We start from the raw sequence: 25,625 nt of genomic DNA, 5'->3' as shown, positions 1-25,625 counted from the left end.
CGCTCCCAGCTGATCAGCGAGGGTGGAGGCCGGAGGAACGATGTCCAAGACCTATTACCGCGAAGAAGAACTGGGGACCGTGTTGCATCAGCAGGCGCTGTGGCTGATTGACCCCCACAATCAGGGCGACCAGATGTGGGCGGTGACCGGAGTGGACCACCCTGGACCCGAGACGACGCGCTACGTGACGGCCCCCTCGCCGGAAAAGGCCACTGAGTGGTCCCAGTTTCGGAAGGTGACGGGCGTTCTGAACTGGTCGCGCACGCTCGTGCAGTCCGCCATCGAGGACGTTATCGAGGACGTTGAGGACAACCAGTTGCCGGACCGCGAGGGGTACGTCCGCTCTCTCCGGCAATGGATTGACGACAACTACGGCCGCTGAAGCGGAGCGGGCGGGGGTGCGGGCGGCGCCGGGCCGCCCCCGCTGTGCTTTTTCCATGTTCCTGGAGCTGATGGCCTACCGCTTGGACCTCGCCTTCCGCGCCGAGGGGCTGACCCGGTAGGAGCCGGACGAACTGCGCCGACGGGCGGTGGCCTGGGCGAGAGACAATGACGAGGTGGGCCTGCGGTCCCTCTTCGCGGCCTTCTTGGTGATGCGAGGCAGCCGGGGCTCGAAGGTCAGTAACTACACCCTCACGAGCTACCGCCAGGGCCTGAACACCTTTCTGGCCTGGAGCATGCTAGGCGGCGTGAAGGTACAGCTCCCTCAGCCCGGTCCCCGTTTCGTCTGGCTGGTGAGAAACAGGCTTCTGGGTGAGCGAGCCAGGGAAGTGATCTTCTCCGGTCCCTGCCTAGACAGATTTCTGAAGGCACTTCTTCCTGGCACGGCCCAGATGGGAGGAGCCATCCGTCCTCCCGAACGGCGTCCGCAGACGATCTGACTGTTCCTCCTAGCAGCCGCTGGTCCAGCGCGACGTTCGAGGTCAGCTCGAAGAGGTTGTCTTGCCTTGGCGCTCAGCGCAGGCCGTGGAGGGCCAGCCACGCCGCAGGAGTGCACCCGCTTCAGCAGGCTGATTGCGACCAGGTCACCGGCACCCGGGGTGTGGGGTGCGAATGGCGCTCAAGCTGACCGGGCGGGGGGACGGCCGGAAGGAGCGGGAGGGAGGCTTGGAAAAGGAGGGGCGGTTCAAGAGGGCGAAGGCACACCGGCTGGATGAGCGCCCTCACCTGGGCCGAGCATCCCCAAGACTCGCAGACGCCGTACAGGCAGCAGCTTTACCGGTCGGGCAGCGGAACGACCTCCCGCAGCCTGATTTCTGAATCGGTCTGTCCGAAGGCGCCCGTTCGGATCTCACCGGTGAACTCCACCGCCACGGTCCTGCCCCGGGCACGAACGTCGAGTACCCTGATGGCCGCGACGAGCCCCAGCTTCTGAAGGGAGTAGACGGCGAGCAGTTGCGCGAGTTGGGCCGTCTCCGCGGGACTTCCACGGCTCCGGGCCGCGAGAGCGACGACCCCCTGCTGAACGTCGGTGGGAAGGGTCGTCCAGCCCGTGGTTGGTGGCCGTCCCGTGAGCACTTGCCGGATAAGGTGTTCTGACTCCTGGGCTAGGACTCCGAAGTGAACCCCGGAGGATGCGTTTCGCGAGGGCCTCAGCTGGAGCGTGACCGTCGTTCTGCCTGCCCGGTCCGTCACCTCCTCGTAGTCCACGACCTGGACATCTCTTCCCGTCAGGTGCTCGGCGAAGGGAATCGTCGTCCACGACCCCTTCTTTTCACCGATGGTCCTCAGCCTGGCGAGCTGCTCTTGGGTCTTCGCCTTCACCTCTACCGTCAGGTCGTCGCCCCGCCTCACCTGGTGGGCGAAGTACACGTGGTCTTCGAGCAGCACGAGGTGACCGGTGGTGCGCTTGGGGGCGGGGCGAGATTTGGTCCTGGTCGGTCCCGCAGGACTGGTGCCCGGCAGCTGGCCACGCCCCGCCCGGGCGGCATTCAACTTGTCGATGACTTCACCGACGATCCTTGCGGCCCCCTGGCGTTTCTGCAGGTATCCGATGGTGTGGGGCATCCCGGGCAGCTCCGTCTCGTCGATCCGGATCGGGATGATGTAGCCGCCTCCCTGCTGCGCATCGCGGGCCTGGGCGCTCCTGCGCTCAACGCCAGGCCACACGTTCTCCTTGTACGCCCTCGAGACGAACATCAGACAGAGCTCCGACTCGCGGTAGAACACCTCGTGCAGGACATCTGGACCCGCCTCGCCCAGAAGGCGGGTTCTTGCCTCCTTGTTCTGATCAAAGAAGGTCGGGTAGCGCCTGCGTCTGAGGCCACGGTTCACGGCGGCCGCGAACTCCCGGTCCTCGCCAGCGAACGTCAGGCAGAAGGCGTACCGGTAGCTTCCGGCGCTCCTCTTCCGGATCTTGAGGCTGGAGTGTTTTGGCGGTGGCGTTCCGCGTCGTGCCGTGCCGAGCAGCCTCTCGACGACCTGACCCCGCAGCCGCAACTGGGCCTGCACGTCCTTCAGCGTGGTGAACCTCATGTGGCCGAGCGCGCGGAACTCGGCAACCACCTTCGCCCCCTGGGGGGCCTGCCCCAGCAACTGCACCGCCCGGCGATTCCAGGTCTGAATGTCCGCTTTCAGCCTCTCGGCCCTGCCGGACTTGTCGAACCGCTCCGGCGTGCGGCGCCTCAACACCGGCTGGAGGCCCTCAAGATGCCGTGCAAGCTCGTCGCGCCAGGTCATCACACCACGTCCATGGCCAGGAGCAGCGTCACCGCGACCAGCAGGCCATAAAAAAGACCCAGCGTGCGGGAGAACATGGCCCTCGCCCAGGACCGCGCGTCGAGCGGCCGCAACTGGAAGTCGAAGGGCTCGGCACGGCCGAGTCTCAACGCCTCGAAACGGCGGCGGTACTCGTGCTCCCGCGTGAGGAAGTAGGCGTCCAGCATCCAGAACATCAGGGTCGGTACGCCGGCCAGGGCCGCCAGCCGGGCCTGGCCCGTCGCACCAGCGAAGGTGAGCAACCCGACCGTCAGGGTGACGGCCCAGCCCTTCAACAGAAAGCCGTGCCCGGAGAGACGGCTGATGATCCCCTGTAACAACTCCAGGGATTTCAATTGCTTTTCCAACTCTTCGGCCATCCGGGTCAGGATAGGCGGAGTTCGAATGGCTGGCGGCGTGACCTGCCCATTGGACGGACAACGCTTCCTCTACAGGATTGACAGCCCACGTGATGGGTTGGCCCCCTTTGTACCGGATGACCACGCAGCACACCGGAGTCATCTCACGGCCCCGGGGAGGTCGGTGTGGGAACTGTCGACGGAGGTATAGGGAGCGCCCAGAGGGAAGTCAACTCTGTCCCGCAGGAGACCCGCTCCGCCCGTGGGTCTGGGGGAACACCAGCCGGGCCGGTTCCGCATCACCTCCACCGCAGGGCCGTAGGGTCCCAGCTTCCCGTCATCCGCTCAGGGAGAGTGGTGGCGACCACTCCAGGAAAGGCCCGGATGACCCCCATCACGTCCCGAAAGTCCGGCAGCCGCGCCCAGGCATTCTTCTTGCGGTAACGCGCCCAGTTACCGGTGACGGCTGGATCAGTAGCAAAATCTTCACCCAGCAGGAACGGCAGGTCGGCCAGCGGCGTCCCTCGCACCTGAAAACTCCGCGCCATGGCCTCGCCCAACTCGCGGGCGGGCATGCCGCGGGCACTCTCGCCCGGGAGGGGAGAGGGCGGATCGTGCCGGGCGATCTGCCACAGGTCGTGGAAGTCCTTCATGCGGGTGTTGGCGACGTTCAGTTCCACCATGGCGGCGAACTTCTCCGCGACGACCTGCTCGAGGGGGTAGGCCCGCAGGCGCACGGCCTCGGGGATCACCAGCCGCGGGTACTCGAGGAGGCAGGCCCCGGGGTGGATGACGTTCCCGAAGGAGACGTCCAGCTCGACCGGCTGGCGGGACGTCCCCAGGTGTGCGGTGAGGCGGACGTTGACCACCGGATGGGCGGCCGACTCCGGGGCGACGCTGCGGACCTGCACCTCCTCCGGGGGAAACAGGAGGTGGTCCCCGAAAGGCTGTGCACAGATCTCCCGAATCCACCCGGCGACCTCCTCGGGGGTGGCCGGAGGACCCTGCGCGGCGAGATCGAGGTCGCGCGTGGGGCGGCCCAGGTCGCGGTACCGGGCGAAGAGGCTGGCGCCGCCCTTGAGGACGAAGCGCTCGGCGTGGGGGCTCAGGTCCAGGCGGCCCAGGAAGCCCTGGTGAGCGTAGGCCATCTGCAGCGGCATGACCTGAAGCTGCGCGGGCGTGAGACCCAGGGCAGTGGCCTCGTTCTTCAGGCGTGCGGCGATGCTGGCCACCGGGTTCTTGACGAACCTGTCAGGCACGCAGCACCGCCAGGTCGGCCCGGATGACCTTCTCCACCCGGCACACCCGGGCGGCGGCGAGCAGGGGTGAGGTCGCCCCCGGTGTTCCGCCCAGTCCGCCGTGCTCCAAGTAGGCCTTGAGAATGGTCAGGTAGGTCTCGCGGCCAAGCTTGTGGCGGCGGGCGCAGAAGTCGGCCACGGTCTTTGGCGCATCGAAGGTGCGGATGGGCGTGCCAGTGCTGGTGTCGACGGTCTGGCCGTGGAGGTAGATCTCGTCGGTCATCCAGTGGAAGTGAACGCCATCGGCCTGGGGGGTCCGGCCGACGCTCCTCCTGGGTAGGGCGAGGTCGATTTCAAGGGGCTCGGCGGTCGTGAGGCGCAGGAGACTCGCGGCGCTTTCCAGACAGGCGACCGTCTTGGGGAAACGGAGCTGTAATTCGGCGAGGCGCTCGGCGTGGCTGCTGGCGGAGCCGCCAGCCGAGGGAAGCGCGTAGACACCACGCTCGACCCGTTCGAGCTGGCCCCGCTCCACCAGACGGGTGACTTCCACGCCCTGGAATCCCGCCTCCTTCAGTTGGGCCGCGGTCACCAGGCGCGCCCGCTCGGGAGGAGTCCGCCTCCGAAACGTGGCCCAACGTCGCTCGAGGGGAGTGTTCAAAGCTTCAGGCATGATTGACTTAAAAGCTATCACTTTTGAACACCTTCTACAGACCTCTTGCTTGTGGGGGCCAAGGACCCGAGAGGATAGCCGTCCCGAAACGAGGAGCTGGAGGAAAACTCTCCTTCAGTTGGCGCTCTCTGGAGACGCACGTGCTGCCGATCCTCGACGCCGAGGAGGTCCGCCGGGAGCGGCGAGGTCGAGGGGCTCCGCGAGCGGCAGAAGCAGGAGGAGAAGCAGTGGAACACGGCATCGCGGCCAACCACCCGCCGCGCCTCTCGTGGTTTGAGCGCCTCTTCGGGCGCCGGGGCACAAGTAAGCCTGGCGCTGCCCCGGCGCTTCCTGAGATCGGTGGACACCCTGCGGCGCGAGCAGGGGTGGGGGAGCGGCACCTCTCTCGCGTTCTGTGCCGGGCAGTGAGCCCGGCCCTCCCGGACTTCGACGGGTGCCGGAGAGCGCCGCACTCGAGTAGGTGTCACGCAACGCTGGCGTGCACGAACGGCAGCTCTTCGCGTGCCAACGCACCTCTCCGAACGCCGGGCGTGAGGGGGAGGCGGGGTGGACCGTGCGGATGCGGACCCCGGAGTTCCGGAGGCCAATAGGCCCCATGTGAATGTCGGGGCGGGTCTACACCTCGCGCTGGGTGGGATCGAGGTGCTGCTGGGAAGTTTCGACAAGGTGGAGGACGGGTCAAACGCGGCCGGTAGCCCCTCCTTCCTCCGGGTATCGAATGCGGAATAAGCTTTCAAGCTGGAGGTCGTGTGCCCCAACCGTCACGCCGCCTGGTGGTGCCGGAGCAGCCTCTCGCGCAGCGAGAAGGCCCGCGCCGACCCCGTCCTTTTGGCAGCGGTCAGCAGGTCGAGGCAGGCCCCGTAAGACGTCCTCGGGATCCTGCCGGAATGTTCACCCAGGTATCTCGCCACTGCCGTCTCGATGTAGAACGTGGCGTTCGCCGTCACCGGGGAGGAGTACAGCTGATGCCCCTGTTGAATGTCATCGACGTGGAGGCCACCTGCTGGGCGGGTGAGCCCCCGCCAGGCCAATACAGCGAGATCATTGAGATCGGCGTGTGCGTTCTCGACCTGAGCACCCTGGAACGGGTGGAGAAGCGCAGCCTGCTTGTACGCCCCGAGCACTCCGAGGTCAGCGAGTTCTGTACCGGGCTGACCGGCCTCACGCCCGAAGAGGTGGCGACGGGTCTCCGCTTCCAGGACGCCTGCGAGGTGCTGCGGCGCGACTTTGACAGTGCCTCACGCCTGTGGGCGAGCTGGGGCGACTATGACCGCTGGCAGTTCGAACGGCAGTGCGGGGAAGAAGTCCCCTCCCCATTCGGCGTGGGTCACACCAATGCCAAGGGGGTGTACGCGGCCGGGTATGGGCTGAGGCGGGCGGGGATGGCCCGGGCGCTCAGGCACGCGGGGCTGCCGCTGGAGGGCACCCACCACCGGGGGGCGGACGACGCCTGGAACATCGCGGCGCTCATTGCCCGCATGGTGCGCGACGGGGTGTGGCAGGAGGCGGCCCTGCAAGCCCTGATCGACCTTGATCAGGAACTGGGCCTGCTCTGATACGCACCCGGGCGTGCTTATGGCGCTGGACGGCCGGGCACGTCCAACCCTGTAAGCACAGCTGGAAGCCAGGGGCCAGGTCATCAGCACTGCTGGAGCACCTGGTCGTCTGGTCACGCGACCACAGCCGGGCCGCCGTCCCCGTTCGTGCAGGGCCCGGAAGGTGCGGACCAGGGCACATCGGGCCGCCCCGTCGCAGCTCAGGGGCTACGCTGGGGCGGTGAAGCCTAGCCACCGGAACAACTCCTCCTGGTGGGGGCGTGTTTCCCCTCCGCACACCAGGCATGAGCTCGTCAGAGGAGCCTGCCCATGAGACTGGTCTGCCTCTCCGACACCCATGGCCTGCACGACCAGGTCCGTCTCCCGCCCGGGGACGTCCTGCTGCACGCCGGGGATGTGAGCGGTCGCGGGCGGCTCGACGAGATCGGCCGCTTCCTGAGCTGGTTCGGCCGGGTCGGCGACTTCCGGCACCGCGTGATGATCGCGGGCAACCACGACTTCGCCTTCGAGCGCACGCCCCACCTCGCCGAGGGGCTGATTCCGGACAACGTCACCTACCTCAACGACTCGGGGGTGGAGCTGGACGGCCTGCGGTTCTGGGGCAGTCCCGTCACGCCCGAGTTCATGGGCTGGGCCTTCAACCGCACCGACGAGGAGCTGCGCCAGCACTGGGGACAGCTCCCGGCGGGGGTGGACGTCGTGGTCACCCACGGGCCGCCCCGGGGCATCCTTGACCGCGTGCTGACGGAGGGTCAGGCCGTCGGGTGTCCGCACCTGGGCCGGGTGATCGAGCGCCTGCGTCCCCGGGTCCACGTGTTCGGGCACATCCACGAGGGGTACGGCCGGGAGGAGCGCGGCGGCGTGCAGTACCTCAACGCTGCCGTGTGCGACCCGCGCTACCGGGTGAGCCAGCCACCTCAGGTGGTCGACGTGGGGGAGGTGAGCGGGTAGGCGCGACGACCCGCCGCACCGGCTATTCGGGGCAGTTGTGCTGCCGGACCGTCGCTTCGTGAGCACCAGAAAGTGGGAAATGCCGGTGCCCGCCCACCAACCCACGCTGGAGATAGCACCGGTCATTGCACCGCTGGTCCATTGGGAACGGCGCACCCACACGTCTTCTCCCTCAACGCCGCGAGTCGGGGATCACCTCCTCGAGGGGCGGCCACCCGGTCATCCGCTGCACCCGGGTGGTCAGGGCCGTCAGCTCCCCGCTGCGAACGGGGTCTAGCGCGAGGAGTTCCCGCTCGGCCCACGCCAGCCATCCCTGGAACGCCTCCGTGCTGGCGTTAGGGGAGCTCTGCAGTTGGGTCCGCACCCAGTCGAGATAGGCCCGCAGCCGCTGGCCCTCCTCCCAGCGCTGGGCGTGGGCCAGCAGCGTCTCCTGGCAGGCCTGCTCCTCCTCGCGCCGCCGCCGGAGTTCCGCCTGCCGCTGCGCCTCGAGCGCTCGCAACCGCTGGGTCTCCAGCTCCTGCTGCCGTCGGCGCTCGGCTGCCACCGCCTCGGCCTGCCGCCGCTGTTCGGCCCGCCCCGGCACCGCCCGGAAGGCGGCGATGATCCGGGGCACCTGGTCTTCCAGCGGGAGGGGTCCGTCGCGCCAGCCGGTCGTGGGCACGTCCCCCGTGGGGTCCAACACCAGCAGGCTCAGCTCCCCCGTTCCCTGCGCCTTCTGCCGCGAGGGCGTGTCCCAGGTAGAGCGGGCGGGCAACAGGGGCAATCCGTCTTGCGCCTGCACCTTCTCCTTGAGGCGCAGCCGGACCTGCTCGCCCCCCACCTCGAGGAAGGTCGAGCGGTGCTGCGCCGTGACGGTCATCCCCGAGGCGCGGGCCTCCTCGATCAGCCGCGACATGACCTGCAAGGCCCGCGGCAGGGCGTCTCGGGAGACCATCAGGTCCAGGTACTCGGACGTGCCGGTCCAGGAGGGGGCGAGGCGGCCCCACACGTCGGTTTGTGCCCCCTCGTAGGCCCGCTCGGTCCGCTGCACCACCCGCGGACGGGGGGACATCTGCGCCACAGGGGGTGGCACAAAGGCGGACCGCTGCGGCCTGGCCTTCTTCTGCGGAGTCTCGCTCCTCGGCAGGGGGACCCGTTTCATCGGCTGTCCCGCCCGCAGCCGGGCCCAGTAGCCGCGGGGAGGCTTGGGGATATTGCGCCGAGCGCAGGCCCTGGTCAGGGCCGTACCCGTGATGCCGAGGTCGGCCGCCACCTCTTCGGAGGGCTTGGACCACACCAGGTCGTACAGCTCCTCGCGGGAGGGCCAGCGTCGGGTCATGCTCCAGCGTGAGGGGGACGGGGGCGGCGGTCAAGGCGGTCCGCCGGGCACGTCAGCCCCGGGGCGCCTACCTGTCCATCGCCTCCCGCACGTGGTCGTGCCCGCCAACCTCTCCCGCCTCCACCCTCACCCGTAGTTCCCGGAGAGCAGCCCCTCCAGGTACGCCCGGACCCGGCGCTCCCCCACGCGGCTGGCCAGCAGGTCCAGCGGGCTCCAGCCCTCCAGGTGGCGGTTGGGACGGCTGAGCCAGCGAGCGGCGTCTTCCTCGCTGAGGACGAGCCGCACGTCGGCGTAGAGGCGACAGAAGGCGAGGAGGTCGTCCAGCATCCGGACGCTGACTGTCCCGCGCCACCCGCGGAGGAAGGCGGGAGGCTGGCCCACTCCCAGGAACGGCTTCAGGTGCTGTCGCGCGGCCGCCACGGTTAGGAGCGGCAGACCCTCACCCTCCACGACCAACCGCTCGGCGGCCTCGGCCTCGAGGCCGATCAGCCCCCGCACGATCTGCTGGTAGAGCCCCTCGCCCTGCACGTGTGGTGCGACGGTCATGCCGCCATTGTGCCGCTGGGCTGGCAGGGCTCGCCAGAGCACCAGCACGGCGGGCCCTGCCTCTCGCCCGGGCGCCATTCGTGGACGGGATGCAGACGGTCGGGTCTGAACCTACAGGACGCAACAGGACGGCCGGGCCCTGAACGCCGCGCACTGGCCGCAGCACCACCAGAGGCACCTGGTGGGCGTACGCCCCTGGTCAGCTCCACAAGGCGGCCCACCTCACTGCCCCCCAACATCCAGTTGTGCCCAGAAGTCGCCGAGCCGGGTCTACCAGTGTTCCAGTTCCGGCGGTTCCAGCCCGCTCTGTCCGGCCATCTGCGCAAAGCGATCTTCTCCGGTCCCTGCCTAGACAGATTTGTTGGCGCCGCCGTGTTCCATCTTTTCGACTCTGAACGCCCAGTCTGGCCTCTTGACCAAGCGCCTTGAAGCAGCCTGGTCAGCCTCGCGAGTACTCAGCGACACCTACCGGTCCCCGATCTCCACCACGGGTTCGCCTTGCTCCAGCAGGCGGTGGGCTTCAGAGAACACCCGGGTGAACACGTCTTTCAGGAACCGGGTGCTGGTGTTCCCACAGGTCACGTAGAGCAGTTGCGGCGGGGGTCCCAGCCGCGTCACCCGGTCGAGGAAGTCGCTGTCCTTGGAGACGACGACGGCCCCAGCCTCCCGGGCGGCCTGGAAGATTTCGTCGTCGCTGGCATCCCGGTAACCCAGGTAGCTCGCGCTGTAGGCCGGTACACCAAACGTCTGGGTCAGCCAGGGCGCGAGTTGCGGCGGGAGCTGCGCATCCAGCCAGTAGGGATTTTCCGGCATCTCAGGCGCTCAGACGCGGATGATTCAGGTAGCGCGCGGCATACAGCAGCGCGGCGTGGATGTCCTCGCGCTCGAGATCGGGGTAGTCCTCCAGGATCTCCCCCTCAGGAACGCCCTGGCCCAGCAGGTCCAGGAGGTCGCTCACCCGGATCCGCATTCCGCGGATGCAGGGACGTCCACCGCACTGCCGCGGGTCGACGGTGATCCGGTCGAGGAGGCTCATGGGCTCAGTGTACCGGTCGGTACGCTGGAACGGCACGCGCTTCGTCCCTTCCTCAGGGCGAATCCGCCGACAAAGGCAGGTGGGGGACGCCTCGCTTTCAAAACCGCAGCAGCGGAAACAGCGCGTGATGTCCGGACCGCTGCGCGGCCCGGCATAGGGAGGTAGGGGAACCCAGCCCCCCCATCGTCCACCCTCGGATCATCCTCGGCCAGCTTCACCGGCATCCCCGCCGCTCTGAATCCTGGCCAATTGATCCCTCCTCCCTTCGGGCAGCCGGCTAAGGCTGCCCGTCTGCCTTGCCTGGAGCCTCATGCGTACCGTTCACCACATCCTGCAACTCAAGCGCCACTCGTACCCGACCCTTCAAGCCCTGATCCGCAGCGGCCAGCTCAAGGGCAACCCCAAGCTCCGGTTGCAGCACGACCGGGCCTCTGGCCTGCTTTACGAAGCAAAGCCGGAACTGCTTGAAGCCCTCAGCGACAGCACGCTGCTGTACGGAGACGTCGCCCTGCACACCGAACTGTATCGCCTGCCTTCCAGCGAGTATGCCGCCCTCGTGCGGCAGTCGCCGCGGTTCCAGCAGCATCCTGGTCTGGAAGAGCTGAGCGTCGCCCTGCGCTCTCCCACCCTCTCGGTCACTGAGGCCGCCCGGCTCCTCGAATCGGCCGTGGCTCAGGAACCGCAGCCTGATGCCCAACCCCGCCTCGTTCAGCCCGACAGCCTGTTCTCCGCAGTGTGGGACCGGGAACGGCTGGTGTTGCAGCGCAGCGGGGACGACTGGTTCCTGGTGCTCTTCTTCCAGGTGCAGGCCACGCAGCCGGACCTCTTCACGCACCGCCTCGAGGTCAGCCTCGACCTGGGCAGCAAGCCCCTGGTCTACGCGTCCACGAGCGAGGAGCGGGCCCACCGCACGCAGCCCTGCGAGACCGACCTCATCTGGCAGGTCCGGTCCCGGCTGTCGCCCCAGGCCCGGCGGCTTCTCGACCGCATCGTCTTCTCCTGGCACCAGGCGCAGCTCCAGCGGGTCTCCGACTTTCTGTGCCGGCACGCGTTCTACGTCTACGCGGAGGACCTGCGCTACAAGGACATGAAACCTACGTTCGTCCAACGGTCGCGGCGGAACGGTGTGCTGGACTTTCACGAGTGCTGGATGCACACCCGCCTCCAGCTCGCTGGCATTGGCCTTGAAAAGGTGAACCCCAGGCACACCAGCCTGCGCTGCTCGTACTGCCCTGGCCATCCCTTCGGCCACCGCGACGGGGACATTTTCTTCTGCCCCACCTGCCGTCGGCGCATGAATGCGCACCGCAATGCCACCCGCAACATCATGCGCCTCGGAATGGTCAAGGCGAAGCGCTGGCGCCGCGCCGCATAGGGATCGGGGCTCGGGCACACGCTCTGACGCGCGGGGCACTTGACGGATCTCTCCTGCGCCCAAGGGACGGGCAAGCGGAGCATGCAGAACTTGCTCAACCAAGGGCGAAGAAATACAAGTTAGGTAACCACTGCTTCACGAAGATGAAGATAGGGTGTCATCCAGGGTTCCTTCCACGGCCACCACTCCGTCCCCGGACACGGGAACCCCAATCATGCGCGCCATCTTGAGAAAATCGATCGTCTTGCCGCGCGGCGAAGGCAGGGCCGGCAGGACCGGGGACAGGGGCGACGGCGCCGGGGGGGTGACGGGGAGCGCCCGCGTGGCAGGCAGCCCCGGCATGGTCCTGCTCCGCAGGGCCCGGGCATACCGGCGGATGAACTGCTCGCGCATATCACGGCGGCCATAGTCGCTGGCCTCAGCCAGTGCCCGCGAGCCCCCCAGCCGAGCGAGAATCTGCCGCTCGAGGGTGCCGGGCGCCGTGATCACGTCGCTCCCACCTGCCAGGCGTCCCATCAGGTCATCCCAGGCGTCCTCGGCCCGGTTCAGGAAGTCGCCGAGGGCGTGGTCGATCAGGCACTGCGGCGATGGGAAAAAGGTCTCAAACCGGAAAGCGCGGCCGCAGGCCATCCGGAACTGCTCGGTGTCCAGCTCCTGCGAGAGGTCCTCCAGGTACCGCGCGGCTGTCTCGGGATTGTGACGGGTCTGAAACCGGTCCTCCAGCAGGGCCCACTCGGTGGCGAACGTCACGGAGTCGATCACGAGAGCCCCCGGCGGTGGAGATGCGCGAGCACGGCGCTGGCGGTATCGACGCTGCGTTGGGTGGCCTCCGCTGTGGTCTGCGGGCGGCTCACCGGGTGGGAACGGGCAGGCTGCGAACGGGTAAGCGCCAGGTCCGGGTTGGCCCGTGCGCTGGCCCACTCAGCGCTGTACTCCACCAGCGTCCCGGGCGAGACATGGGTGCGCCAGGGATGATGGGTGCGGATGTGCGCCACGATCAGGGCCGGGGCGCCCGAATCAAGTCCGGCGCCGCGCAGCTGTTTGCTGGCCGCAGCGAGTTGCCGCTCAATCCTGTCGGCGCAGTGGGCCGTACCGGGGTACAGCGCCTCACGGATGGCCCTCACCATGGTTTGATGGTCCGGTTCGGGCCGCGCCGCGCCGGCGGAACCTTTTGCAGGGGTAGCGGCGTCAACGTCATGGCGTGTGGACGGTTCAGCACCCGCCACGAAGGACGATGGGGCCCCGCCCGCGGCGTCAGCCGCCACGCCGTGAGGCGTGCCCGAGACGGCCTGCGGACCCGCGTCGGCGGCTTGGCCCCCCAGACCTTCCGGAACCCGAGGCTCTGCCGCAGGCGGCTCCCCGCGCGCGTCAGCGCGGGAAGGTGTTTCTCTCTTGCTGCTTGATTTTCGTGCCTTGGGTTTCTTAGGGGTGGAGTTTCCACCGATGGCAGGTTCACCCGTGGAAACTCCACCGGTGGAAACTTGGGGGGTGGTTTCTGACGGAGCCGCGAACGGCTCATCGTCCACCGTGTAGAGCCACTGAAAGGTGCCGTCATTCGCCCGCTGCCGCTCCCGAACGACGTAACCGGCAGCCATCAGTTCACGCAGCGCCGTTTTGGTCGCGTGTTGCCCATCGGCCGACTGCCTCTCAAGGTGAACCAGGCGGTACACCCACCCTTCGCTGTACGACAGCATCAGGACGAGCAGCCCCTTTGCCTTGAGGCTGAGGTTAGAATCGCGGACAGCTTGGTTGCCCACCATCGTGAAATGACCTGTCTTTTCACGCCGACGAAAAAGACTCATACAAACATTCCCTCGTGTGCTATGCCCATGAAGTGCATTGACCGGGCCTACCCGAGCGTGTGCTCAGGATCCGGGGTATGGCGTCCAGTCATTCCCCCGGCGGCCTACTTCTGACCGTCAAGACATCAGGCCGGGTGGCCCCCGCGCAGGCATGCACAGCAGGCCAACGACTCCGGCGCGTTCCGCGCGCCCATCGTTGGCCTGACATAGCAAATGAATTTGACTTGGCATGAGTACCCCTCCGCGTCCCTCGGAGAGCTGTCATACCAAGCAGCTAGGATGCCATTTTAAATTAGCGCAGACGCTCCTTCCTAGCAAGTCCGGGGGGTAGGGCCATGTGGAACGGGCTTGTGCAAAGGAAGAGCGGCGCGGCACGTGACAGGCACCTGACGGTGCCCGGCCGGCTCTGCTGGTGGAGAGCTCACGGCTGCCACTTCACAGGCCCAGGCCTGCATCAGGACAAGCTTCCAGCCGAAATGCCACCCGGGCCGGAGCCTGCGGAAGTAAACCCCGGTACCTGGGCGGGCGCCATGACCGTCTGTTTTGAAAAACTGTCGGCATCAGACAAACCCGAGAGAAGGCTGCCCATGCACCACCTGGCGCGCCGGGACGGCAGCAGGACAGACCGGCGCATCCTTTCTCCTGGGCGCCGACATGCGGCTCACGTTCCGCCGCAGAGTTCCGTGCTGCCTTGCTCGGGGCGGCCCATGGTGGGCAGCACCCGCAGGGGTGAATCGAGCAGCATGCCAATCCGCCGAGCCAGAGGCTCCGGCGACGCCAGACTCAGGCAGCCTGGCGCGTGCGCTCACCATTGCCCATCAACAGCGGCCAGAACTTTGGATCATGTCCTGCAGCGTCGTCATCGCCCAGTCGGGCGCTGACTCGAGGAACGCGCCCAGCGCCTGATGCAGCCTCTGGAAGGCCTCCAGGCCGTGTTCCACTTCGGCGGCCGACGCGGGGGGGCGGGACCGGGGAGCTCCCCCGGCCCTCCGCCCCCAGCAGTTCTCCCAGGGGCAGGGCTGCCGCCGCCCGCTGGTCGTCGTACACATGCGTGTCCACTTTCAGGGTGAAGCTGGCATCGGCATGACCCAGGCGGTTCGCCATCACCTTGGGCCGCACGCCCCGGCAGATCAGCAGACTCGCCGCCGTGTGCCGCAGGTCGTGAAAGCCATGACCATAACTGAACAGCAGGATTCGCTTCATGACGCGGACTGACATGCGGCCTGACCGTGCGCTACTTTGCGGCATGAGCCGAGAAGAGCAGGTCGCCCCGGACATCCTCGCCAGCACGCTGGTCGTGGACGCGGTCGAGGGAGGTCTGGCGCGGGTCGAGCGGGAAGACGGCCACCTCGAGGACTGGCCCCTGGCCTCCCTGCCGCGCGGGGTTTGCGAGGGGGATGTGATTCGCCTGCGTGTCGAGGGAGGAGACCTGGAGATGGAGATCGACCACGAGCTGACCCGCACCCGGCGCCGGCAGGCCCAGGCGCAGCTCGACGCCCTGAACAGCGGCGGCACGGCGCAGGAGATCGACCTGTGAAGCGCCTCCTCACCCTGGCCCTGCTGTCCCTGGGTCTCTCCTCCGCCCAGGCACCGAACCCGGGCGTCCTCACCCTCCGCTTCCTGGATGTGGGCCAGGGGGACGCCGTGCTGATCACCAGCCCCGAGGGGAAGAGCCTCCTGTACGACGGGGGGAGGAGTGAGCCCAGGATGCAGGCCCTGCTCCGGCAGTACGCCGTGAAGAGCCTGGACCTGGTCGCGGCCAGCCACGGGGACGCGGACCACATCATCGGGCTGACCCCCGCGGTGACGCTGTACAGGCCGAAGTTCTTTCTGAACAACGGCCTCGCCGCCAACACCCAGGCCTGGGGGACGCTGGTGTCCGCGGCGCAGAAGGCGGGAACGCAGGGTCTGGTCGCCCGGGACCAGGTGATCAACCTGGGCAGCGTGAAGGTCACGGTCCTCGCGCCGCCTCCGGGCATGCCCCGCGAGCAGAACGTCAACTCCGTGGGCCTGCTGGTGCAGTACGGCACCTTCCGGGCCCTGATGACCGGGGACAGCGAAACGGCTGAAACGCAGGCGTGGCTGAAGAAGTACCCGGCGAGTTTCCTGGGACCCGTCGACGTGTACAAGAGCATCCACCATGGGGCGAAGAACGGCGATAGCGCGGCGTGGCTGGCGGCGGTCCGGCCGAGGAACGTCGTGATCGGCGTAGGACCGAACAACTACGGGCATCCCACGGCGGAGGCGCTCGCTCTGTACCGGCGGGTGAACGCGGCGGTGTACCGCACGGACCTGCAGGGCACGGTGACGGTGGTGGTGCAGCCTGGAGGGAGGTTTGCCATCCTCACGGAGAGAGGCGCGCCGATGCCCGCGAACCGTTCAGCGGCGAGTCCTGCAGCCGCGGCCGCCCCAGCGCGCCCACCAGCGATTCCGCCCACGCCCGCCACACCCGGTTACCGCTCATGTGCGGAGGCTCGGGCGGCGGAGGCAGCGCCCCTGCGGCGAGGTCAGCCCGGCTACAACCCGGCACTGGACCGGGATAGGGACGGCGTGGCCTGCGAGTAGACCTGCCCGCCCGGAGCGTCGTCTCCCAGCTACCGCCTCCCGATGCGCGGGCATCCTGCACCATTCGGGCAGGGCCCGTCCGGGGCGACATCCTCCGGACGCCTCACCGGGGTGATTGTCGCTTCCAGAGTCACCTCTTCCCTGCCCCTCGGAACCCGTGCTGTGGTCCGCCTGCTCCTTAAGCCTCCCCCGGCTGCCTTTCCCTTAGCCTGAGGCATGCAGTCGTTGGCCCGTCAGACGGCGGCCTGGATCCGCGCCCGCCCCCCACGGCCAGAGCCCCTGGTGAGGCGGAGGCTCCGGCTTGTCCTCCCCGGACTGGCTGCGCATGGATGAGGACCGGGCCCTGCTCGCGGGCCTGCTGCGCCATGAGGCGAAGGCCAACACCTACAAGTTCGCCCTGGTCCGCGCCCTGAACGACCTCGCTCTGGAGCATCCCCTCGAGGCGGCCCGGGACGTGGTCGTGCCGCTGCGCCGGGTCGCCGAGCGCTGGCTGGTCTTCTACTGGCCCTTCGTGGGGAACCGGCCGGTCTACCAGGGCGCGCGCGCCACACGCGACGGCCAGCAGCGGCAGGACATCAGCTTTCGGGAAGCGCTCACCACCCTGCGCGGGGCGTGGGAGGCGCTTCCCCATACCCGGGCCGATCCGGCGGACGGCGCGCTCCTCCTCGCGGCCTACCGGGCGGGGCGGGGCCAGCTGCCGCCCGCCCTGCAGGCGATGACGGTTCACGTTCTCGGGCGCGTGGCCCGGGCGGTGCGGCAGCCCGTCCGGTACGCGGGGCCCGGGGGGCAGCACGGGGTATTCAGTCCGCCGGCGGCCGCCCGCGACCTGGCCGGTCAGCCTCTGCCAGGAACTCTTCCCGAGGAGCTCGCCTTCACCGTGCCGGGCGCCCTGTGGGGGACGCTGCAGGCGATGAGCCTGTGGGTCGAGGCCCTGTGCGTGCACGAGTGGAGCCTGTTCGTCGAGCGGGTGGAGCAGGCACCGGCCGTCACCCGGGGGGAGGTCTTCTCCCTGCTCAGCGCCTCCCCCGCGGCGCGGCTGCCGCTGACCTGGGAGCGGCACCATGTGCGGCTGCTGATGCTGGAGGGACAGGGCTTCCACTGCCCCTGGACGGGTACGCGCCTGGTTCCCGGGGCGTTCGACCTCGACCACATCATCCCGGTGTCGGTCCACCCGATCAACGAACTCTGGAATCTGGTTCCCAGCGATCCGGCCCACAACATGCACGTCAAGCGTGACCGCATCCCGAACGCGCACAGGCTCGGACAGGCTCTTCCGGAACTCACGGCGACCTATCAGGGGTACGGCCAGGCGGCCCCCCTCGCCCAGGCGTTGGAGGCAGACGCCTCCGCGCGCTTCGGCCTGCCTCTGGCTCCCCCGCTGCTCGCCCGGCGGGTCGTGCAGATGGCAGCTGCCGTGGCCGAAGCGCGCAACGTTCCCCGCTACTGAGGTCGACCGCCGTTCCCCGCCTGCCGGAGGAGCCGCGGTGACCAGTTCGACCTCCTTGTGGGGGCCGAGCGGATCTGTTCCCAGGCGCCGCCGCTGACCCCGGCCCGGCCAATTCCCCACCCTGGGCATGGCCAGCGCGCCGTCTCACCCGTGTCCCTGCCGTGGGGCCCACTATCCCGCTGGGGCGCGGGCGCCATTCCCACCCAGGTCCAGCAGGCGTGGGGGCCTATGACGCCTGTGGTGAGGCGCAGCCGACCGACCTCACACCACCACCCGGGGTGAGGGGAGGCGGCACCCGCGGCACGCCCAAACAGGCACGACCCGCCTTCAGCAGCTGAAAGGCCGGGCCCTCCGGAGGCCAGTCCTGCTTCGTCTTCCAGGCACAGTAGAGGTCGGACGACCCAGCGCTGCTCCCTGCCGTCCATATGGCGCCTTCCCACCGTCGGGTGGCCGCTCTGCCCTCCTTGGGCGGCCCCAGAGAGGCTGAACGACCAGCGGCCCCCGTCACCCTGGGGAGGAGGGCCGCATCTGGCCTCCCTGGCGTCTAGGTGCCGTCGCCCTGGCGCTGGGCCACCGCCGCGCTTCGCCGGTTGCGGAGTTCCTCCCAGTAGTCCGCCATGCGGGTCATCTGCTCCATGAGGAGGCGCTGACCATTCTCCAGTGCTTCCAGTCGCTGGACGATGTCAAGGGCGATGGCGGGCGGCACGGACTCAACATAGGTGCCCAGCACCATCTGCACCGCTTCCTGGGTGTTCTGTGCTGTGCCCCCGCTCAGCAGCCTGTGGACTTCCCGCATGTGTCCGACCACCTGCTCGTCCAGCCTGAGCGGCCGTTCCATCCCCTGCATGGCGCAGTACGTCTTCAGGCGCTTGGACACGACACTGGCGTCGACATTGAGTTCCCGGGAGAGTTCGGAGGCCAACATGCCTCAGTGTATCGTCCAGCCGTGCTTTCTGTCTGGGAAACCGTTCTTTTTTTGTCCGCCATGACACGGGGGGTCATGACCGGCAACAGTTACGGTTTTGCGGGCGACAAAACCATCATCTGACCCACTCCCCCCGGCACCCTCCCGTTCCCACTTCTCCCCGCCGCCGCCGCAAAAAAGCCCTTCCGGCCAACATACGCCCCGTCCGACCTGCCAGCATGGGGCATGGCCGAGCATCCCGCCCAGCAGAAGCAGCGGCTCCGGACCCTCCTACACCTCAGCCCGGTCGTCACCACGGCCCAGCTCACGCGCTCCGGGCTGCTGGGCGCAGCGCGGGGGTTGAAGCTGCCCCGGCAGACCCTGACCTGCCGCACCCGGACCACGCAGGTCATGAGCGAGACGGACCTGACGTTCGTCGCCCTGAAGCGCGAGACGCTGACCTGGCCGCGGCGCGACCTGATGCACACCGCCGGTCTCACGGAGGTGCTCTTCCGGGTCAGCCGCGAGGACGGGCAGCGCTGGGCCCTCACGCCGCTCAAGGGCCGCGGCCGGGGGGCTCTCCCGGACGCGGAGATCCTGAGCCCCGGGGAGAACCGCGCCCGGGATTGGGCGGTCGAGTTCGACGCGGGCTACCCGGCGGCGCGGGTCCGGGACAAGCTCCGGTCCTTCGCCGCTCAGGGCTACGGTGCCGCCCTGTGGGGGATCAGCGTGCACGGCCGGGTGCCCACCATCCTGGACCTGGCCCGGGAGCTGCACGGAGCGGGCGAGCTGCCGGGGCTGCGGGAGGTGCGGGTGGTGTGGGTGGACTTCTGGTCGGCACACGACCCGTATTGCAACCGGCCACGCTGCCACAAGCCGTACGAGGCGCGGGGGTCGTTCGGGCCGGAGGTCACTGCGGCGGACTGACCACCAGCAGCCGAACCGGCGGGATGTACGGCTGATCGGCCCGCGTCCTCGATGCGGCGTACCGCCCCCAACGGGCGCGGTCCTCGGCCTCGACCCGGCGCAGGTACGCCCGCATCTCGCGGGTCTCCTCGGGCACCGCGATGAGCAGGGGGTAGCGCCACTCGGTGATGTGGCCCGCGTGCTGCGAGAGCAGCTTGCGCGCGCCGCTCACCTGGATGCCGTTCCCAGACAGGCTCGCGTACAGCACCGGGTGCCCCAGCACCGCCTGGTAAGTCTCGCCCTTTCCGAAGGGGCGGCCCTCGCCCCAGTACGCCTCCAGCGCTTCCATCTGCGCTTCCGGCACCCGCAGGTGGAAGCGGACGAAGAGGTCCGTCGGTGCTCCGCCCCGCACGCCGCCCCCCAGCTTGCGGTCGGCCTGAACCAGCCGGTAGCCCTCGGCCTTCAGCGCAGAGAGGGCCTCCACCTGAAACGCCCGGTCGGTCAGGCTGCCGGGGGCGCGGACGTACGGGGCGGGCTCGCCGCTGAGCTCCGTGTACGCCCGGGCCCCCCGGTCGGTGAGGCCGAGGACGACGCCGAGCCGCTGGGTGCGGCACGCCTTGAGCAACCCGGCGGTGACCAGCCGGCGCCACGGGGTCCGGGTTCCCAGCTGCTCCGTTAACCGCCCGGCCGTGACGGCGCCGAAGTCCCCGACCTCCATGAGGGCGCCCTGCTCCGCTTCACTCAGCTGCATGGCCTCACGGTAGGTGAAACGGCCGGAACATACGTGGGGGACTGCCGTCAGGAACCTGACAGGCAGCAGTAAGGTGGGCGATCCTCGGCCCTGTCTCCCGGTTTTCCTCCCTCCCCTTCACGCCGGGGCCCGGACCGCTGTGGCCGGTGGCCGGGGAAGCAGCCCTTCCGCGGGAGGGGAACACCGGGGACAACCGGGCGCAGTGTCCAAAGGTCAGCCGGAGTCGGGCTTTGGGGGCTTACCCGCGAGGGGCTGCGGGGCCCCTTGGCCATGCCATGTGCCGCCGTCGGGGCGGTCACGCTCCCCCAGAGGCGTTGGCCGTCTTCAGGCCGGCACGTCGGCATGTGAGTCGGAACGGGCGCGCCCTACGGAGGCCCCCCGTTCCGACACACGTGCGGTGCCTGTTGCAGAGGTGCCGTGGCCCACAACACTGGTCCCTCGCGGAGCTCGGCAGGGTCGGCGGGACGATTCACGCCGACACCATGTCTGGGTCTGGCGATGTTCGGGGGACAGGCGGCGACCCCCGGGGCGCGCTCCCGGCGCCGATTCCGGAGGAGCGCCTCTGCGGGGGGGCTCGCCAGACTGGGCTCCTCCACAACAGTATTCACCTGGGGTACGGGGCGGAATGCTGCGGTTCCAGGTTCCACCACACCACTGCGGCCAGAGAAGGGCACCACCCGCCTTGCGGACGAGGGACCGGGGGGCCAGGCAGGCGCGTGCACCGCCTGGAGAGCATGACGGGGCTACCCCCTTCATGGCACCGGGCCTGCCAGGAGAACGGGGAGCCCGTCTGGAGCGCCCACAGTCCGCTCCGGGCTTGAGGCAAGCCCGCCATGCCAGTGCTCGCCACCGCCGGTGCCCGACGTGGGCCCATCGGCGGCCCCACGGGTTGCCCCGCCGCCCTGACGCGGTGCGCCAGGACGTCACTGGCGGCGGACCACTGGACCCGCAGCAGCCCTACCGCAGGGGGCGCGGCAGGGTGTGGGCCTGAATGACACTCTGGGCCAGCGGGTCGTAGGGGTCGTGGAGGTTGGGCAGGGGAACGCCGAACCGCACGGCGAGCGCGAAGGGGTCCTGCCCGATGTAGGCGTCAAAGGCCTCGCTCGCCTCAACCAGAAGCTCAGCCAGCGGGCGCGCTTGGGCGCGGTGGGCCCGGGTGAACTCCAGGAACGCCGCTTCAAAGCGCTCCAGGAATCTGGCCTTCAGGCCGGGCCTCTGCGCGTCCAGCTGCGGCCCCAACTCGTCCTGGGCCTGCCGCTGCAGAGAGCGGAGCCCCCGTTCTACGGCGTCCCGGTTGGTGACCGGAAGAACGTGCAGCCCCGGTGATCCGTCGACCGGGACCGCCAGGGGGCGCAGGCCACGCTGCGCCCGGTGCTTGAGCCGCCGCAGCCGCCGGGCGAGGTCGACGTCGCCCGTGACGAACTTCACCGCCGGGTAGGTCACACCCGGCAGAGGTGGCATCCCCAGCCACTTCGGCGAGAGGGTGAGCTGGCCGTTCAGCAGCTTGAAACCCACCTGCAACGTCAGGGTTGTGAGGGCCTGCTCACCCAGCAGCGTGGCGTACTCCTCCCGCTCCTCGCGCAGCCGGCCTACCTGTCCCTCGATGGCAGCGCGGTCGAAGGGCACGCTCCTCGCCCAGAGCGCTTGCAGCTGCCCAAGCCCGGTGGGGGTCAGCAGGTGAGGGCCACTCATCGCCTCGTAGTTGCCGTGGGCCCGCGTGTCACCCTGCCGGCCGCGGCGGGTGAGGTTGGCGCTGCCCAGCCACACCACGCCTCCCCCCGGCTCTTCACGGGCGTAGACCTTCGCGTGCAGGTGGGAAAACCGCTGAACCTCGACCTGCCGGGCCAGGAACTGCTCAACGGCGCCGAAGCTCGACATCCGGTGCAGGAAGTCCTCCGGGCGTCCCCGCAGCAGCAGTCGGTCCCCGGGCCGGACCAGGTTCAGCAGGCCCTGCAGGTCGGTGTCGCCGCTGTTGACCCAGGGGGACACCAGCCACCGGCGCCCGGGGCCTTCCAGGTCGGCCAGCGCCGTTTGCCAGCCGCTTCCAATGTGCACGGGGTCGCGGGTGGGGGCAGAGGGCTCAGGAGGACGGGCATGGGGAAGGAAACGGGTCAGAAGGAGCCTCCACGGGTGAGATGAGCGCATCTTGGCATCCGCAAGGGGCTGGTGCGGACGCATCTGCGCAGGGGGAAACTCCGCCCTTGCCACGGACGTTCGGCGTAGGCCTGGCCAAGCGCAGGGCAGGAACCAACAGGGAACAGGGGTGGGGCACCCGCGTGAAAGGCGTCACGGCCCGCCCACCGCGTTGTGCACCGCGTCTGCCGAATCGTTGGAGACGGTGACCTGGAACCTGGAGAAGAGTCCCGGGGGGAACGGTGGCGAAGTCGGCGGCAGAACCTATGGAAGCAGCGCCCGCTTTCCCCAGCGTCCGGGGTGAGTTGCAGGTTGACCGCGGGGCTCTCCACGGGGCGGAGTGCTGCCCGGTGTCATCCCCCCCAGCAGCAAGGCAAGCAGCGTCTGTACGCGCAGGGCACGACCGAAGCCGAGGTGCCCGCGGCGCTCCGTGACCCGCAGCGCCGCATGCATCTGCTTGAAGCCTACCGGGTCAGCCCGCACCTCGCGGCCCTGGCCAGCACCTTCATCGCGGATTCGGAGGAACGGAAGCTGTTCTTGCGGCAGGTGCGCGAGGAGCAGGTCGAGCGGCAGACCCCGGTCCTGTTTCTGGCCCAGGACGCGGCCAAGGAGACCGCCCGCATCACGGAGGTGGTCGCCTCACGCGTGCAGCAGGGCGAACGTGTGCCTGTCCTGTTCCCCACCCGGCGGCAGGTTCAGGGGTCCAGCAATGCCTTTCGCGAGGCCGGGATCCCGGTGGTGGTGTCTCAACCGCTTCCCGGACTGCAGGAGTTGAACTTTCGCTCGGACCTCCCCAAGCTGATGACCTACCAGGCCGCCAGGGGGATGACCTTTGACACGGTGGTCCTGCCCCGTCTGACCCCCCCTCCGTCGCTCAGATGCAGGTTCCCCAGATGCTGTTCGTCGGCCTCACCCGCGCCACGAGGTGGGCCCTGCTCAGTACCGTGGAGGGTCAGCTGCTGCCTGAGCCTGCTCCTCTGTTGTCCGCAGCCACGCCCCCAGGTTGGGAGGTACAGCGGCAGGCCGACCTGGCGACTGTGGAGGCCGCAGGAGACCCGGAAGACGAAGATGCCCTGGCGGACTCGTCCACTAGGATGTTCCGCTCCTGGTGAGCATTCAACCTGCGTCTCTGCTACCCCCGGGAAAGGCGCGGTGCAGGGAGCACTTCGCGGCGTCCTGCCAGCCGGCGCGGCGGGCGAGGTCGGAGACACCGGTGTCGCTGCGCCCGGTCATGGGGATCTTCCGGGCGAGGGCCGCTTGGCGAACGACGCCAGGCACTCCCCGATAGACCCGGCCGGCCTATTCCCCGCGTCAGGCCGTAACGCCCCTCCCCACCGGGCCTGATCACACCCATCGCCCGTCGCCCCACACCGGGATCACCCAGGCCGGTCTTCGCCCCAACGTTCCGCCGCGATGCCCCGCAGGAACGGGCTGGGGCGCTCCCGGTCGTGGGTGACCACCAGCTGCCGCATGGCCCGGGAACAGCCCACGAACAGCAACCTGAGGTCGTTTGCCTCGTAGGTGGCGTGTTCCTCTGGGGGCACGTCCCGGACGCGCCGGGGCAGCTGCCCCTCGTTGAGGTCCGTCACGACGACGAGCGGAAACTCGAGCCCCTTGGCGGAATGCAGGGTCAGGGCCTTCACGGCCGGGTAGTCGAGGTCCAGGTCATCGCCCCGCGCGTGAACCGCGTTCACGCCCCGGGCGTTCAATTCCGTCACGGCGTCCTCCGCCAGGGCGTTGGTCGGCGCGAGGACGGCGACCCCGCTGAGCGGGATGCGGTGGAGGCGACACTGCTCCAGGATGCACGCGGTGAGGCGGTCATAGTCGGTGCCCCCCCCAAAGGTCAGGCGCAGCGGCCGGGGTCCTGTTCGCACAGGCTCCAGCGGCAGCTCCTCCACGTCGAGGTGGGGATGCGCCGAGAGGTCGGAGAGCAGCCCGTGAATCTCACGGGTGCTGCGGTAGGTCCGGCGCAGCACCGCGCTGCGGCCCCGCATGTCGAGCGCGGCGTCGATCGCCCGCCACGAGAGGCCACGCTGATACAGACTCTGGTTGGTGTCCGCCGCCAGTGTGAACCCCTCCGGGCGGCGCACCAGCTTCAGCAGGCAGCGCAGCGCCGTCGGCGGCAGGTCCTGCGCCTCGTCCACCACCACCGCGTCGTATGCCGGCTGGATGCGGGCCAGGGCCACCACCCGGCGCTGGGGCCAGGTCACCACGCCGCGGCCCCGCAGCGCCGCCCTCCAGCGCAGGTACACGTCCCACACGCGCTCCCGGTCCGCCCGCGGAAGGGGCAGGCGGCGGCCCTGGCGGTCCGCGGCGAGGTACTCCTCCAGGCGGGTCAGGCCCCAGCCGTCGATCACCTCATGAAACTCGTCGAGGAGGTAGCGGGCGCCCAGCTGGGTGAGCCGAGTGTCCGGGCGTTCCCGCAGCACCTCCCGTAGGCACTCGCGGGCGGCGCGGTCCCCGACATCGGTGCTGGTCCCGCCGGGCGCGTAGCGGGCGATGACGCTGTCCACGGTGCGGACCTCCAGCGTGGCGTCCAGCCCGCGCTCCTCGCAGAGGCGGGAGAGCAGCTGCTCGGCGTAGCGGGCCAGGGTGGTGGTGTAGGTCGTGTACAGGATGCGTGCCCCGCCCCCCCGCTCGGCGAGGTGCAGCGCGCGGTGAAGCGCCACCACCGTCTTGCCGGTGCCCGGCCCCCCGCGAACCAGGGTGGGGCCGCCACGCTGCCAGGCGGCCACGGCGGCCTGCTCCTCGTCGAGGTGAAGCAGGAGGTCACTCAGCCGGCCCTCGAGGAAGGATTCCAGCACCGCCACCGAGGGCACCGCGTACCGCGCCTGCTCGGCAATCTCCTCGGCGCTGCGGGGGTACAGGCGGCCGAGCACCGCCTCCACCACCTCCGCCGGGACCGGCGCCGCCAGAAGGTCGTCCGCCGTGCGGCACCGCACCAGGGCGGGATGATAGGGGTCGGGAATCTCCCACAGGGTGAGCCTGCCCTCGACCAGCGGCTCGGGCAGGCACTCGTCCTGCCGCGGCGGCCCGGGGTTGAGCAGGTGCTCGTCTTCCGGGTCGTCCAGCGGCGCGCCCTGCGGCAGGCGCGAGGCCACCACCGGGAGCGGCGCGCCGCCGAAATCCAGGTTGCGGTACGTCTCGTTGTCGCCGCGGCGGCGCCGGACCGCGTAGACGTCGATGGTGGCGGCCTCGCGCGCGAAAAAGACCCGCCAGCGCCGCACCTTCAGCCGCAGCAGGTGCCGGGTCTTCTGCACCCGGGCGATGTCGAGACCGTGGCCGTCGGGGTGACGCACCAGCCGGGCGAGGTCTTCCAGGATCGCCGCCCGCTCCTTGGGCTCGACGTCCGTGAGCTCCATCAGGGCATT

23 protein-coding genes are annotated in these 25,625 nt (G+C 69.1%); 9 read left to right on the top strand and 14 right to left on the bottom strand.

Translation table 11 applies throughout. The features are described from left to right. Positions 1-40 precede the first annotated feature (40 nt). On the top strand, positions 41-382 hold the full coding sequence (locus HNQ09_RS14760; RefSeq protein WP_184030851.1) for a hypothetical protein: 342 nt from the start codon (positions 41-43) through the stop codon (positions 380-382). Continuing rightward, on the top strand, positions 360-503 hold the full coding sequence (locus tag HNQ09_RS14755) for a hypothetical protein (protein ID WP_184030849.1): 144 nt from the start codon (positions 360-362) through the stop codon (positions 501-503). Before HNQ09_RS14760 ends, HNQ09_RS14755 begins: the two co-directional genes overlap by 23 nt. Before the next feature lie 712 nt (positions 504-1,215). Here HNQ09_RS14755 and HNQ09_RS14750 read toward each other — a convergent pair. The 4 genes from HNQ09_RS14750 to HNQ09_RS14735 form a co-directional block, all read right to left on the bottom strand. Next, on the bottom strand, positions 1,216-2,679 hold the full coding sequence (locus HNQ09_RS14750) for a toll/interleukin-1 receptor domain-containing protein (protein WP_184030847.1): 1,464 nt from the start codon (positions 2,677-2,679) through the stop codon (positions 1,216-1,218). Continuing rightward, on the bottom strand, positions 2,679-3,077 hold the full coding sequence (locus HNQ09_RS14745) for a hypothetical protein (protein ID WP_184030846.1): 399 nt from the start codon (positions 3,075-3,077) through the stop codon (positions 2,679-2,681). Before HNQ09_RS14745 ends, HNQ09_RS14750 begins: the two co-directional genes overlap by 1 nt. A 278-nt stretch (positions 3,078-3,355) precedes the next feature. Further along, on the bottom strand, positions 3,356-4,315 hold the full coding sequence (locus tag HNQ09_RS14740) for a nucleotidyl transferase AbiEii/AbiGii toxin family protein (RefSeq protein ID WP_184030844.1): 960 nt from the start codon (positions 4,313-4,315) through the stop codon (positions 3,356-3,358). Continuing rightward, positions 4,308-4,964, bottom strand: coding sequence for a type IV toxin-antitoxin system AbiEi family antitoxin domain-containing protein (locus HNQ09_RS14735; RefSeq protein ID WP_246363391.1), 657 nt, complete (start codon positions 4,962-4,964; stop codon positions 4,308-4,310). The genes HNQ09_RS14740 and HNQ09_RS14735 overlap by 8 nt, the downstream gene beginning before the upstream one ends. A gap of 965 nt (positions 4,965-5,929) precedes the next feature. Between HNQ09_RS14735 and HNQ09_RS14730 the strand changes: the two genes are divergently transcribed. Continuing rightward, on the top strand, positions 5,930-6,520 hold the full coding sequence (locus HNQ09_RS14730; RefSeq protein ID WP_184030840.1) for a 3'-5' exonuclease: 591 nt from the start codon (positions 5,930-5,932) through the stop codon (positions 6,518-6,520). A gap of 309 nt (positions 6,521-6,829) precedes the next feature. Then, positions 6,830-7,471 (top strand): metallophosphatase domain-containing protein, encoded by a 642-nt coding sequence (locus HNQ09_RS14725; protein ID WP_184030838.1) that lies wholly within the window; start codon positions 6,830-6,832, stop codon positions 7,469-7,471. A 172-nt stretch (positions 7,472-7,643) separates the two neighbouring features. Here HNQ09_RS14725 and HNQ09_RS14720 read toward each other — a convergent pair whose 3' ends face one another. From HNQ09_RS14720 to HNQ09_RS14705, 4 genes are all read right to left on the bottom strand, one after another. Continuing rightward, on the bottom strand, positions 7,644-8,789 hold the full coding sequence (locus tag HNQ09_RS14720) for a hypothetical protein (protein WP_184030836.1): 1,146 nt from the start codon (positions 8,787-8,789) through the stop codon (positions 7,644-7,646). 126 nt (positions 8,790-8,915) lie between these two features. Next, a complete protein-coding gene (locus HNQ09_RS14715) occupies positions 8,916-9,335 on the bottom strand; it encodes an MbcA/ParS/Xre antitoxin family protein (protein ID WP_184030834.1) in 420 nt (139 codons plus the stop codon). Positions 9,336-9,800: 465 nt separating this feature from the next. Then, positions 9,801-10,148, bottom strand: coding sequence for a DUF5615 family PIN-like protein (locus tag HNQ09_RS14710; RefSeq protein WP_184030832.1), 348 nt, complete (start codon positions 10,146-10,148; stop codon positions 9,801-9,803). Between the two features lies 1 nt (position 10,149). Then, on the bottom strand, positions 10,150-10,371 hold the full coding sequence (locus HNQ09_RS14705) for a DUF433 domain-containing protein (protein ID WP_184030830.1): 222 nt from the start codon (positions 10,369-10,371) through the stop codon (positions 10,150-10,152). Between the two features lie 310 nt (positions 10,372-10,681). Between HNQ09_RS14705 and HNQ09_RS14700 the strand changes: the two genes are divergently transcribed. After that, positions 10,682-11,746, top strand: coding sequence for a zinc ribbon domain-containing protein (locus HNQ09_RS14700; protein WP_184030827.1), 1,065 nt, complete (start codon positions 10,682-10,684; stop codon positions 11,744-11,746). 135 nt (positions 11,747-11,881) lie between these two features. Here HNQ09_RS14700 and HNQ09_RS14695 read toward each other — a convergent pair whose 3' ends face one another. Together HNQ09_RS14695 and HNQ09_RS14690 are read right to left on the bottom strand one after the other, a co-directional pair. Further along, positions 11,882-12,508 carry a hypothetical protein gene (locus HNQ09_RS14695; RefSeq protein ID WP_184030826.1) on the bottom strand — a complete coding sequence of 209 codons (627 nt, stop codon included), beginning with the start codon at positions 12,506-12,508 and terminating at the stop codon, positions 11,882-11,884. After that, a complete protein-coding gene (locus tag HNQ09_RS14690; protein ID WP_184030824.1) occupies positions 12,505-13,548 on the bottom strand; it encodes a hypothetical protein in 1,044 nt (347 codons plus the stop codon). Before HNQ09_RS14690 ends, HNQ09_RS14695 begins: the two co-directional genes overlap by 4 nt. 1,246 nt (positions 13,549-14,794) lie before the next feature. On the opposite strand from HNQ09_RS14690, the gene HNQ09_RS14685 reads away from it, so the two are divergent. The 3 genes from HNQ09_RS14685 to HNQ09_RS14675 all read left to right on the top strand — a co-directional run bounded on the left by HNQ09_RS14685 (position 14,795) and on the right by HNQ09_RS14675 (position 17,560). Continuing rightward, positions 14,795-15,085 carry a DUF3006 domain-containing protein gene (locus tag HNQ09_RS14685; RefSeq protein ID WP_184030822.1) on the top strand — a complete coding sequence of 97 codons (291 nt, stop codon included), beginning with the start codon at positions 14,795-14,797 and terminating at the stop codon, positions 15,083-15,085. After that, the gene (locus HNQ09_RS14680; protein WP_184030820.1) at positions 15,082-16,113 is read left to right on the top strand and encodes an excalibur calcium-binding domain-containing protein; all 1,032 of its coding nucleotides are present in this window, start codon (positions 15,082-15,084) and stop codon (positions 16,111-16,113) included. Before HNQ09_RS14685 ends, HNQ09_RS14680 begins: the two co-directional genes overlap by 4 nt. Positions 16,114-16,438: 325 nt before the next feature. Beyond that, entirely contained in the window at positions 16,439-17,560 is a 1,122-nt protein-coding gene (locus HNQ09_RS14675) for an HNH endonuclease (RefSeq protein ID WP_184030818.1), read from the top strand. 544 nt (positions 17,561-18,104) lie between these two features. On the opposite strand, the gene HNQ09_RS14670 is transcribed toward HNQ09_RS14675, so the two are convergent. After that, positions 18,105-18,485: a hypothetical protein gene (locus HNQ09_RS14670; RefSeq protein ID WP_184030815.1), complete on the bottom strand. Its 381-nt coding sequence runs from the start codon at positions 18,483-18,485 to the stop codon at positions 18,105-18,107. Positions 18,486-18,710: 225 nt separating this feature from the next. Here HNQ09_RS14670 and HNQ09_RS18985 point away from each other — a divergent pair, with 225 nt between their 5' ends. Next, a complete protein-coding gene (locus HNQ09_RS18985; protein WP_246363390.1) occupies positions 18,711-19,391 on the top strand; it encodes a hypothetical protein in 681 nt (226 codons plus the stop codon). Here HNQ09_RS18985 and HNQ09_RS14660 read toward each other — a convergent pair. From HNQ09_RS14660 to HNQ09_RS14650, 3 genes are all read right to left on the bottom strand, one after another. Beyond that, positions 19,375-20,121, bottom strand: coding sequence for a hypothetical protein (locus HNQ09_RS14660; RefSeq protein ID WP_184030813.1), 747 nt, complete (start codon positions 20,119-20,121; stop codon positions 19,375-19,377). The genes HNQ09_RS18985 and HNQ09_RS14660 overlap by 17 nt on opposite strands. Positions 20,122-21,078: 957 nt before the next feature. Further along, the gene (locus HNQ09_RS14655) at positions 21,079-22,176 is read right to left on the bottom strand and encodes a phospholipase D-like domain-containing protein (RefSeq protein WP_184030811.1); all 1,098 of its coding nucleotides are present in this window, start codon (positions 22,174-22,176) and stop codon (positions 21,079-21,081) included. A 1,454-nt stretch (positions 22,177-23,630) separates the two neighbouring features. After that, positions 23,631-25,616, bottom strand: a complete 1,986-nt coding sequence (locus HNQ09_RS14650) for a UvrD-helicase domain-containing protein (protein ID WP_184030810.1) — start codon at positions 25,614-25,616, stop codon at positions 23,631-23,633. Positions 25,617-25,625 lie beyond the last annotated feature (9 nt).

Source organism: Deinococcus budaensis (assembly GCF_014201885.1).
Classification (GTDB): Bacteria; Deinococcota; Deinococci; order Deinococcales; family Deinococcaceae; genus Deinococcus; species Deinococcus budaensis.
Note: the sequence above shows the minus strand (reverse complement) of the source record. Positions and strands in the feature narration are given on the sequence as shown.